Source organism: Flavobacterium sp. (assembly GCF_027533505.1).
Lineage (GTDB): Bacteria > Bacteroidota > Bacteroidia > Flavobacteriales > Flavobacteriaceae > Flavobacterium.
On sequence record NZ_JAPZUB010000027.1, the window covers coordinates 15,383 to 27,901 of the forward strand.

At 41.4% G+C, this 12,519-nt stretch carries 6 protein-coding genes; 5 read left to right on the forward strand and 1 reads right to left on the reverse strand.

Annotation, left to right across the window (positions count from 1 at the left end; genetic code table 11):
- Position 1: 1 nt before the first annotated feature.
- The 5 genes from O9316_RS05640 to O9316_RS05660 all read left to right on the forward strand — a co-directional run bounded on the left by O9316_RS05640 (position 2) and on the right by O9316_RS05660 (position 10,539).
- The gene (locus O9316_RS05640; RefSeq protein WP_298204612.1) at positions 2–1,966 is read left to right on the forward strand and encodes a DEAD/DEAH box helicase; all 1,965 of its coding nucleotides are present in this window, start codon (positions 2–4) and stop codon (positions 1,964–1,966) included.
- Complete coding sequence (locus O9316_RS05645) at positions 1,956–3,167, forward strand: GIY-YIG nuclease family protein (RefSeq protein WP_298204613.1); 1,212 nt, start codon at positions 1,956–1,958, stop codon at positions 3,165–3,167. The genes O9316_RS05640 and O9316_RS05645 overlap by 11 nt, the downstream gene beginning before the upstream one ends.
- Positions 3,168–3,625: 458 nt before the next feature.
- Positions 3,626–4,525 (forward strand): ATP-binding cassette domain-containing protein, encoded by a 900-nt coding sequence (locus O9316_RS05650; RefSeq protein ID WP_298204614.1) that lies wholly within the window; start codon positions 3,626–3,628, stop codon positions 4,523–4,525.
- 3 nt (positions 4,526–4,528) lie between these two features.
- Positions 4,529–5,365, forward strand: coding sequence for an ABC transporter permease (locus tag O9316_RS05655; RefSeq protein WP_298204615.1), 837 nt, complete (start codon positions 4,529–4,531; stop codon positions 5,363–5,365).
- A 182-nt stretch (positions 5,366–5,547) separates the two neighbouring features.
- A complete protein-coding gene (locus O9316_RS05660) occupies positions 5,548–10,539 on the forward strand; it encodes a T9SS type B sorting domain-containing protein (protein ID WP_298204616.1) in 4,992 nt (1,663 codons plus the stop codon).
- Positions 10,540–10,609: 70 nt separating this feature from the next.
- Here O9316_RS05660 and typA read toward each other — a convergent pair whose 3' ends face one another.
- Positions 10,610–12,415 (reverse strand): translational GTPase TypA, encoded by a 1,806-nt coding sequence (gene typA / locus O9316_RS05665; protein ID WP_298204617.1) that lies wholly within the window; start codon positions 12,413–12,415, stop codon positions 10,610–10,612.
- Between the last annotated feature and the right edge of the window lie 104 nt (positions 12,416–12,519).

Below are 12,519 nucleotides of genomic sequence, written 5' to 3' on the forward strand. Positions count from 1 at the left end.
TATGCCAGATTTAATAAAAGTAGAATACGGACAAACAGGCAAAAGCAAAAAGACCAATGCTTTGGGAATGCGTGAAATGCAGGAACGGGCATACAATGCCCGAACGGCTCAATATCTTTTGATAAAAGCACCGCCAGCATCTGGCAAGTCAAGGGCTTTGATGTTTATTGCATTAGATAAACTCAAAAATCAGGGCATTAAAAAAGCCATTGTAGCCGTTCCTGAAAAATCAATTGGTGCATCGTTCAGTTCAACCAAATTGACCGAACAGGGCTTTTTTGCCGATTGGACAGTGAATCCAAAATACAACCTTTGCACAGCAGGTTCAGATAAAAGTAAGGTAAAATCATTCTTAGAGTTTTTGGAAAGTGACGAACAAATATTGATTTGCACACATGCCACATTACGATTTGCCTTTGATGGTTTGGATGAAAAGAAACTGAACGATACTTTGATTGCTATTGATGAATTTCACCACGTTTCAGCAGATGGTGACAATCGTTTGGGTGAAGTAATGAAAAACATCATGGCAAAATCAAATGCTCATGTTGTAGCCATGACAGGTTCGTATTTCAGAGGCGACAATGTTCCGGTATTACTTCCAGAAGATGAAGCCAAGTTCACAAAAGTTACTTACAACTATTACGAGCAATTGAATGGCTATGAGTATTTAAAATCATTGGGAATCGGCTATCATTTTTACACAGGTCGTTATTTTAAAAAACAACCCGACAAACCTATGTCGGCACTCGAAGAAATTTTAGATGAAAGCAAAAAGACCATTATCCATATACCAAGTGTAAACTCTGCCGAATCTTCAAGAGAAAAATATGAGGAAGTAGGACATATCATTGATGCGTTGGGTGATTTAGAATCGCAAGATGAAAATACGGGAGTGTTGTATGTAAAAAGCAAGCGTTCGGGCAAAGTGCTGAAAGTAGCCGATTTGGTAAACGACAATCAAAAAGAACGGGATAAAATTTCCGCTTATTTGCGAGATTCAAATACTGCTGACGCCATAGACATCATTATTGCATTAGGCATGGCAAAAGAAGGTTTTGATTGGCCGAATTGCGAACATGCTTTAACCATAGGTTACAGAGGTTCATTAACAGAAATTATTCAAATCATCGGTCGGGCAACAAGAGACAGCAACAACAAAACACATGCTCAATTTACCAACCTAATTGCACAACCCGAAGCAGAAACAGACGAAGTGAAAGTGGCGGTTAACAATATGTTGAAAGCCATTACCGCTTCTTTATTGATGGAACAAGTGTTGGCTCCCAACTTCAAATTCAAATTGAAAGAAGATGACAACGAAGAAGAGGAAAAAAATGATGATCAAAACACCATAAGAATCAGAGGGTTCAAGCTGCCCACGTCACAGCGTGCCAAAGACATTATTGAAAGCGATTTGAACGATTTAAAAGCAAGGATTCTGCAAGACGACCAAATGCTGAAAGCTATGCCTGGCAATGTAGAGCCCGAAATAATCAACACGGTCTTAATCCCAAAAATTATTCGTGAAGTTTATCCTGATTTGAGTGAAGAAGATGTAGAAGCCGTTCGTCAACATGTTGTAGTAGATTCAGTGATAAAGAACAGCGTTATTGAAGAACAAGGCGGAAAGAAATTTGTGCGAATGGCAAACAGCTTTGTAAACATAGACGACATTCACATTGATTTGATTGACCAAGTAAATCCATTTCAAAAAGCATTTGAAATTTTATCGAAATCGGTAACAACCCAAGTTTTGAAACTGATTGATGAACATATTCAATCCATCAAAATTGAAATGACCGAAGAAGAAGCTATCATGCTATGGCCTAAAATAAAAGAATGGATTGGACGCACAGGAGAAGCCCCTAATCTTCAATCGTATGACCCGAAAGAGAAAAGAATGGCAGAGGCAGTTATTTTTTTACGAGAACTAAAAAGACAAAGAGCATTGAATGAGCAATAAGAAAAAAATATCATTAGACGACATCTTCAATGATGATGAGTTTGGCTTGTTGGATTCAACTGCAAAAGCTTCAAACGTAAAAACAGCAGACCAAAGGCTGATTGATTCGTTTGAAGAAATAAATGCATTCGTTGATAAAAATGGCAGAGAGCCAAATACATCAAGCATGTCGGAATACGGATTGTTAGCCCGTTTGAAAAACATAAGAGAAAATGAACAGCAAAAAATATCATTAAAGCCATTCGACAGACATAATCTTTTAGGCGAAGTAGAAATTCCAAAAGCTTCGATTGATGATATTTTAAATGATGATGAATTTGGTTTATTGGAAACAGACAGCGATTTGTCCATCTTCAAATACAAGCATATTTCCAAAGATGATGAGAGAGAAAAAGCAGACTTTGTTGCACAGAGAAAACCGTTAAAAGAAGAAGAATTTAAACCTTTTGAAGCTATGTTTCAAAAGGTGCATCAGGAAATCAAAGAAGGAAAACGGCAAATCAAACCGTTTCACAACATTGAAAAAAACCTGCACGTTGGCAACTTCTATTTAATTGATGGCGTAATGCTCTACCTGAAAGAAGCCAAACTGGAGAAGGCAGTTCGAGAGTTAAAATCGGGTGACCGTGAACGCATTGAAGGGCGAACGTTCACCATTTTTGAAAACGGAACTTACAGCAACATGCTTTATCGTTCACTTGGGAAACAAATTCAAAAAAATGGGAAATTAATTACAAATGCACATGAAGGAATCAACAATGAACTGTATGTAAATACAGGAATGGTAATGGAAGAGGATATAAAGACGGGTTGGATTTATGTACTAAAATCTAAGTCAAATCATCCTTCAATATCAGGCATTAAGAATTTATTCAAAATTGGATTTTCGTCCACACCTTTAGACGATCGAATTAAGAACGCTAAAAATGAAGCTACTTACCTATATGCAGATGTAACAAAAGTTTCAAGCTATGCTTGCTATAACCGTAATGCAGACAAACTTGAACAACTGCTTCACAGATTTTTTGCGGAAGCATGTCTGAATGTTGACATAGAAATAATTCAAGGAAAAAGAATTACTCCAAGAGAATGGTTTGTAGTTCCTTTTGAAGAAATAGAAAGGGCAATTGAATTAATACTAAATGAACAAATCGTAAACTATAAATATGAAAGAGAAATTGAGAAAATCATACTCAAATAGCCATCGCAAAGGTGTAAGCACATTTGAAAGCCGCTACAAGCTCTACTCGGCGTGAAATAAAATTCGACCACGTCAATCCTATCGCGTGGAAAAAAATAAAGCCCGCCTCCGCAACAGCCTCCTGACGTTGCAGTTTTCTCAGGTTTAAGGTTTCAGCTTCTGGGTGATTAAAGCTTCTGAGAGGCTGAGCTTCTGAGCTTCTGAACTAAGCAATTAAAATACGAACGAAACTCCCGATTTTTTTAATCGGGAGTTTTTTTTTGCACTACGGATAGAGGCCTTGGGGAGCTCGGCCGGGGCGTGAGCCTAAGGCCAGCGACGGCCGAAAGCCGGACCCCGACCGGAAAGGTCCTTTTGAAAAAGGGACTGGATTCGGGGGAGTGCCCAAAAAAATAAAAATCCTCGGTAACAAACCGTTTGTTGTGTCGTCTAAAACATAAACCTAACTTTTTATACGCTTGGAAACAATACTATCGATTCGGAATTTAAACAAACGGTATGGCCGCGTGCATGCGGTAAACGATTTGTCGTTGGACATTCAAAAGGGCAACGTATACGGAATACTTGGGCCAAACGGCTCTGGAAAATCAACCACGTTGGGTATCGTGTTGAATGTAGTGAACCGCACCTCGGGTGACTATGCTTGGTTTGATGGAAAATTGCCTACGCACGACGCTTTAAAGAAAGTGGGCGCCATCATTGAGCGTCCCAATTTTTATCCCTACATGTCGGCACAGCAAAACTTGGAATTGGTGTGTAAAATCAAAGGCATCGGGTACCACAAGGTACAAGAGAAATTGGAACTAGTGGGCTTGTGGGAGCGCAAAGACAGTAAATTTCGCACTTTTTCGTTGGGAATGAAACAACGGTTGGCGATTGCTTCGGCCTTGTTGAATGATCCTGAAATTTTGATTTTGGACGAACCGACGAATGGTTTGGACCCGCAGGGCATTCGTCAGATTCGCGAAATTATTCAGTTGATCGCTTCGCAAGGAACCACGATATTATTGGCTTCCCACTTGTTGGATGAAGTAGAAAAAGTGTGTTCGCACGTTTTGGTTTTGCAATATGGAAAAGTGTTGTATTCGGGTACTGTTGCGGGCATGGGATCGCAACAGAGTTACTGGGAATTACGATCAGGATCGCTGGAGGCCTTGCAAACGGCCTTGGCACAGTATCCCGATTTGAGTTCGATTACCCTAGAACAAGACACCGTAGTGGTTCAGGCAAAAAGTGGCTTGGATGCAGGTTTGTTGAATAAATTTTTGAGTGAGCGCGGGATTTATGTGCATCACTTGATGGAACGCAAACGCTCGTTGGAACAGCAATTTTTAACCCTAACCGAAACAAAATCCTAAGACATGAAACGTTTATTAGCCATAGAATTACAGAAAATTTGGTTGAATCGCGCGAGTCGCATCTTGACCCTGACCTATTTTGGAATTTTGAGTTTGATTGCTCTGATTGCCTCGATTGAGTTTGATTTGGGGCCGTTTCACTTTGATGCAGCCGAGCAAGGCATTTTTAACTTCCCGTACATTTGGCATTTGAACAGCTACATTGGGGCTTTACCAAAGATTTTTTTGGCTTTGGTGATTGTTTCGATGATGGCCAATGAATATACTTACGGCACCTTAAAACAGAACTTGATTGACGGGATGAGTAAGAAAGAATTTGTATTGTCAAAGTTCTTGACGGTCTTGGTGTTTTCAGGCCTTTCGACGCTGTTTATTTTTGTGATTTCCTTGCTTTTGGGATTGATGTATTCGACCTATGATGAGGTAGGCATTATTTTCTCGGAAATGGATTACTTGCTGGCCTTTTTTGTCAAGTTAACAGGGTTCTTTAGTTTCTGTTTGTTCTTGGGCGTATTGATCAAACGGTCGGCTTTTGCGATTGGGTTTTTGTTTGTTTGGTATTTGATTGAAAATATTGGTTTCTTGATTTTTGGAAAATTGATAGTCAATGACTTTGAATTGGCGCGTAGTATTTTCCGATACATGCCTTTGGAAGCCATGTCGGGGGTATTGATTGAACCGTTCACCAAATTGGACATGATTCAAGCCGTTGGTAATCAGGTAGGTGTGCTTGAAGCCAAAGACTACGCAGTAGATTACGGTTTGGTAGCGGTTGTACTGGTATGGACGGCACTTTTCGTGTGGGGTTCGTATGCCTTAATTCAAAAAAGAGATTTATAACCAACGTGTGTTAAAATCGTCAAAAAATAAATAGTATGCACACCTAATAGCGGGGTATTGTTTATTTTTGGGCTATGAATGCAAAATTTTTATCGAACCTATTAACCCTATTATTTTCAGCGATTTGTTTCGCTCAATTTAGTAAAACGCATTACATCCCTCCAATCTCCAATTCGCAAAACATGCCTATTGGATCAAAGTTTTTATATATTTCAACCCCGAGTATCACGCCCATTCAATTCACCATCAAACAATTGGGGGGAGCTAATATAAGCGGAATAGTTTCTCGTGATATTCCTTATGTCTTTGATATGGATAGTAGTGGGAGTCCATCTCAGTTTGTTGTGGATCAGTCGGGGGCATATACCATTTTACAAGATGCGGGTTATGTTATCGAAGCCGAGGATTTAATTTCGGTTTCGGGTCGTATTGTCGATGTCTCCGGTAACCAAGCAGGTTGTGTGGTTTCGAAAGGGATGGCGGCATTGGGCACGCAATTTCGCATTGGTGGGATGACCAATTTGTTGGTGAATAACTACTTTGAATTGCATTACACTTTTGTGAGTGTGATGGCCACCGAGAATAATACTACCGTTACTTTTAGCGACATAGGCCCCGGTGCTCAACTTGTCAATACCACGGGAAATACACCGCCTCCTGTTTTACTCAACAGTGGCGAAACCTTTATTATTGCCGTTCAAGGCCCGTTGGCGGCCAATCGCGATGCCCTCATTGGGTCACTGGTAACGGCTGATAAACCCATCGCGGTGAATTGTGGATCGGTGGGTGGAACCAATGGCCAATTGTCGAATATCGATACGGGGTTTGACCAAATTGTATCGGTAGAGCGAACCGGAAAAGACTATATTTTTATCAAAAGTACGGGGATGGACAATGTGGAGCGTGTTTTGTTGATTGCGCACGAAAACAACACGTCCATTTTTCTCAATGGGAATACAACGCCCAGCTATCAATTGAATGCTGGGGACTATGTGCAACTTACCGGAGCCGATTACAATGTGAATGGCAATTTATATGTTCGTTCAGATAAAAATATTTTTGCCTACCAAGCGGTAGGTGACGGTTCTCAGAACAACCAAGCGAATCAAGAAATGTTTTTTGTTCCGCCTTTGAGTTGTCAAACTCCGAAATCTTTAGACAACATTCCTTTCATTGAAAAAGTTGGCAATCGAAATTTTAACGGACGTGTAACCATTACCACCAAAACGGGATCAACGCTCAATTTTATCATTGATGGAGTTCCTTACACGCTTGCGGGATTGGCAGCTATCTATGGCGTAAGTGGTCCTCTGGCGGTTGTAGGAAATCCAGACTATGAATGTTACATTATAACAGGATTAACGGGGAATGTATCTGTTTTTTCAACTACTGAATTGTATTTAGCAGCTTATGGAAACAATGGAGCCGCTACCTTTGGAGGTTATTATTCGGGATTTGTGTTCAAACCTGAGGTAGTTTTTCAAGAACTTGATGTTAATCTTACCAACTGTATTCCCAATGTGTCGTTGAATGTCAATGCACAGAGTGGATTTGATACCTACCAATGGTATTTCAACAATGTGCCCATTCCCGGCGCAACGACCAATAGTTATACACCGACACAACCCGGATATTACAAAGTGAATGCTGCTTTGGCTGCTTGTGGAATTGAAATTTTCTCGGATGAATTTCCTGTCAGCACCTGTCCCAATGATTTGGATGGGGATTTGGTCAATGACAACATTGATGTGGACATGGACAACGACGGGATTGCCAATTGTACAGAATCATATGGGAACCAATATTTGAATTTACAAAATCCAAGCACAGGAACGCTGACTGTAGGCGCTTTTAGCCGACCCTTTACCGGAACTGTAAGTACTTCTACCACGGCCAGTACGCTTCCGTTTGCATCGACCAATGATGGAACGATTGTAACGGATGTTCCGCCTGGAAAAACGAATTGGGTGAAATATCAAGTCAACTTCTCACAACCCATCAGTTTGGGATTGGAATACGCTGCCGTTGCCAATACTGCCGATTTAATCAATGACAAAGGAGAGTATATTATCACCTGTCCCATCAACCAGACCGTCACAGTAGACAATCCTGATGATCAGCTGTTGATTGATACCAATTACGACGGTTTTTTTGAAAGCGGCGTGACCCGATTTTCTTCTTTTGAAATTCGTTTCCGATTGAATAGCGCTGTTCCTTTGGCCGCTGGCAGTGGTACGTTTAAGTTTCAAACCTATTTGACGACTTCATTGGCCATCCAACATAAAAATTTGGTTGATGATGCGCCCAATCGCGCCACATTTCGCTTTTATGCCGTATGCGTCCCCAAAGACAGTGATGCCGATGGGGTTGCTGATGCATTAGACATCGATTCGGATAATGATGGAATTTTAGATGTCGTGGAGTCGCAAGGGCCCACATTTGTGGCACTTTCTGGAAATGACGCCAACGATGACGGTTTGGATGACATTTTCGGTCCCGCTTATGTCCCCAACGACTTTGACGGGGATGGCGTTCCCAATTATTTGGATTTGGATTCGGATAATGATGGAATTTACGATATCACGGAAGCGCAAAGTGGGGCTTTGGACACCAATTTGGATGGAATTATCGATGCAATTCAAGCGGGTACCAACGGGTTGCATAACGGTTTAGAAAATCCTCTTGATTCAGGAACATTGAATTACACCTTAGCCGATTCGGATGGTGATGGCATTTTTAACTATGTTGCTTTGGATGCGGATAACGATTTGTGCGCCGATGTGATTGAAGCAGGTTTTACGGATCCAGATGCCAATGGTGTTTTGGGAGCAGGCAGTGTCCCCGTGAATGCCAATGGAGTGGTTACAGGCGCGGGAGGATATACGCCCCCGAATCCGAATTACAGTATTAGTGCGCCAATCAGTATCACTACCGCACCCCAAGATGTTACGGTGTGTGAATTGCAAAACGCCGTCTTTACTGTGGTTCCCGCGACACCCGTCGATAGTTATCAATGGCAAGTTTCAACAAATAACGGCACTACATGGACAGCGTTAACCAACGGTCCGAATTACACGGGAGTGACTACTAATTCGCTGACCGCTCTTGCTGTAACGCCGGCAATGGTGGGCTATCGCTATCGTGTGGTGCTCAACCGAAATGGCAACAGCTGTGGCCTTAATTCGCCAAGTGCGGTGTTGACAACCTATGCACTGCCTGTGGTTACCACACCGCTAACGCTGGTTCAATGTGACAACGACACGGACGGTATTTCGAGTTTCAATTTAACGCAGAAAAACAATCAAATTTCGGCCAATGCTGCCAACGAGACGTTTACCTATTTCACCTCGCAAATTGGAGCCGAAACCAACAATGTATTGCAACAAATTTCAAACGTTACCGCTTATACAACGACCAATACTTCGGTTTGGGTTCGCGTCGAAAATGTCAACCAATGTTTCCGCATCGCCCGTTTGAATCTCATTGTTTCGGCCACCCAAATTCCTGCAGGCACGCGTTGGGAATTTACCCAATGTGATTTTTATGTAAGTCCCCAAGATACCGACACCGATGGTATTGCAACTTTCAATTTTAGTAGTGTTACTGGACAGATTCAAGCATTATTACCCAATACGGCAACATATACGATTTCGTATTACAAAAACGAAGCCGACGCTTTGGCCGAAAATGATAGCAATGGGAATTCCTTAGCGATAGCAAATCCTGCCAACTATGCCAATGTTGGGTATCCCAACACACAACAGATTTGGGTTCGCGTCGACAGTAACGTAGACAATGCTTGTTTTGGATTGGGTCCTTACATCACGCTAACGGTACAAGCGTTACCGTCCATTTTCCCCTTGGGCAATGGCAATGTAATTCGCTCCTGTGATGATGACCAAGATGGTAGTTTTACTTTCAATACCGCTACCTTAGAAAGTAGCCTTTTACAAGGGCAAACAGGTGTTGTTATTGAATATATTGCTGGAAATGGATCGCCAATTCCTGCTCCGTTCCCACCGACGTATACGGTAACCGGTACCGAAACGATTCAAATTAAGGTTTCCAATGCCAATAGTATTCCTGTTGATGGGCCTTGTTTCCGAACTGCTACGGTAACCTTTATTGTGGATGATTTGCCTGAATTGTTTGCGGTGGCTCCCAATCGTTTTGAGGTTTGTGATGATGAAACCGATCCCGCGCTTCAAAACGGTACAGTAGCGTTTGACACTACTTCGCTCACGCAAGATTTAATTCAGGGGCAAACCGGATTTACATTAACCTATACCTTGGCCAATGGTACGGTATACGCTAATCAACTACCAAATCCGTTTGTAAGCGGGACACAGACTGTTTTGGTTACCTTAACCAATCCGATTAACACAAGCTGTTCGGCAACCTATCCCCTATCGTTTGTGGTGCATCCAAGACCTTTAATCGATATCAATGCCCAAGGATGGGATGACACGTTGATTTGTTCCAATTTGCCTTTTTTCACAGCGACACTTACAGCCGATGTCGCGCAAAGCAATTTGATTCCTACATACACGTATCAGTGGTATATTGAAGGAACTTTAATTCCGGGTGCCACCCAATATAGCCTTACTGTGAATCAGGAGGGCACTTACAGTGTAGAGGTGACCAATCCACAAGGGTGTACTGCTATTCGTGTAGTTGAAGTAAACACCTCTGTTATTGCAACTATAGATTCGGTAACCGTGGTAGATTTGGTAGATAACAATACCATCACTGTTAATGTCTCTGGCAATGGCGATTATGTGTACAGTATTGATGAATCGTATGGCCCGTATCAAACTTCAAATGTTTTTACACAAGTCCCCATGGGCGTACATACGGTATATGTAAAAGACTTAAATGGATGTGGAATAGCTTCCTATTTGGTGACGGTATTGGGGATTCCAGCGTATTTCACCCCGAATGGTGATGGATTTAATGATACGTGGAATATTCGTGGCGTGACGAACACTTTCTATCCTAATACTCAAATTTTCATTTACGACCGTTATGGAAAACTATTGAAACAAATTGGCGCCTTGGGTGCAGGTTGGGACGGAACGTATAATGGAGCGGCAATGCCAGGAGATGATTACTGGTATGTGATTCAACTTGAAGATGGACGCCTTTTTAAAGGGAATTTTTCATTAAAACGTTAATCGTATTACGCTAAAATAAAAAAGCCATCAACTAAACAATTGATGGCTTTTTTTATGAGAGTTAAAAATATTATACCATTGCATTTTTAAAACGCTTACGGTCGTTTTCACTCAATAATATTTTTCGCAAACGAATAGACTTTGGTGTTACTTCTACATATTCATCTTTTTGAATGTATTCCAATGCTTCTTCAAGGGTAAACTTAATAGCGGGAACGATACGCGTTTTATCATCAGCACCTGCGGAACGGAAGTTAGTTAACTGTTTGGTTTTGGTAATATTAATGACCAAATCATCCGCACGTGAGTTTTCACCTACTACTTGTCCTTCGTAAATATCTTCGTTGGGATCGACAAAAAACTTACCCCGGTCTTGCAATTTATTGATCGAATACGGGATGGCTTTACCATTTTCCATAGAAATCAAGGAACCGTTGATACGACCCGAAATATCACCTTTCAAAGGCTCATACCCAATAAAGCGGTGCGCCATAATTGCTTCTCCCGCGGTTGCCGTCAATAATTGATTACGCAACCCGATGATGCCGCGCGAGGGAATATTAAATTTGATAATCATACGTTCGCCACGGGGTTCCATACTCAGCATTTCGCCTTTACGAACGGTTACAAATTCAACTGCTTTCCCAGACACATGCTCGGGTAAGTCGATGGTTAATTCTTCAATAGGCTCACATTTTTGCCCATCAATTTCTTTAATAATGACTTGGGGTTGACCGATTTGCAATTCATAACCTTCGCGACGCATGGTTTCAATTAAAACGGACAAGTGCAATACCCCACGTCCAAAAACCATAAATTTATCGGCCGAATCGGTTTCGCTAACGCGCAAGGCCAAGTTTTTCTCTAATTCTTTGGTCAAACGATCTTTGATATGGCGCGAGGTGACGAATTTGCCTTCTTTTCCAAAGAAAGGAGAATCATTGATGGTAAACAACATACTCATGGTAGGCTCGTCAATCGCAATACTTTTTAAGGCTTCTGGATTTTCAAAATCAGCAATAGTATCCCCGATTTCAAACCCTTCAATACCCACTAAAGCACAAATATCACCCGCGTGTACTTCGGCTACTTTTTTACGGCCTAACCCTTCAAAGGTGTGTAGTTCTTTGATTTTGGATTTGGTAATAGAACCGTCTCTTTTTACCAAAGAAACAGGCATATTTTCACGCAAAGTTCCGCGTTCCAATCGTCCGATGGCAATACGCCCTGTAAACGAAGAAAAATCCAACGAAGTAACCAACATTTGAGGTGTTCCTTCTGAAACTTTGGGAGCTGGAACATGATTCACCACCATATCCAATAAAGGTTCGATAGACGTCGTAACGTTTTGCCAGTCTTCGGACATCCAATTGTTTTTGGCCGAACCATAAACGGTAGGGAAGTCCAACTGCCACTCTTCGGCACCCAATTCAAACATTAAGTCGAAAACTTTTTCATGCACTTCTTCAGGAGTACAATTTTCCTTATCCACTTTGTTAATCACCACACAAGGTTTCAACCCTAAGTCGATGGCTTTTTGCAATACGAATCGTGTTTGGGGCATCGGTCCTTCAAAGGCATCAACTAACAAACAAACACCATCTGCCATATTCAATACCCGTTCAACTTCCCCACCAAAATCGGCGTGGCCTGGAGTATCGATAATATTAATTTTGGTTCCTTTGTATACCACCGAAACGTTTTTGGAAGTAATGGTAATGCCGCGTTCGCGTTCTAAATCATTATTATCCAAAATCAAATCGCCGGTATTTTCGTTTTCGCGAAACAACTGGCAATGGTACATAATCTTGTCAACCAAGGTTGTTTTTCCGTGGTCAACGTGGGCAATAATGGCAATATTTCGTATTGATTCCATGTGATTTTTTTGAAGGCGCAAAGGTAGCTTTTATTTTCTGAAATCAGGCATCTTCAACGCAATAGTTTTACGATATCGAAAAGTGAATTAATACTACAAGATGT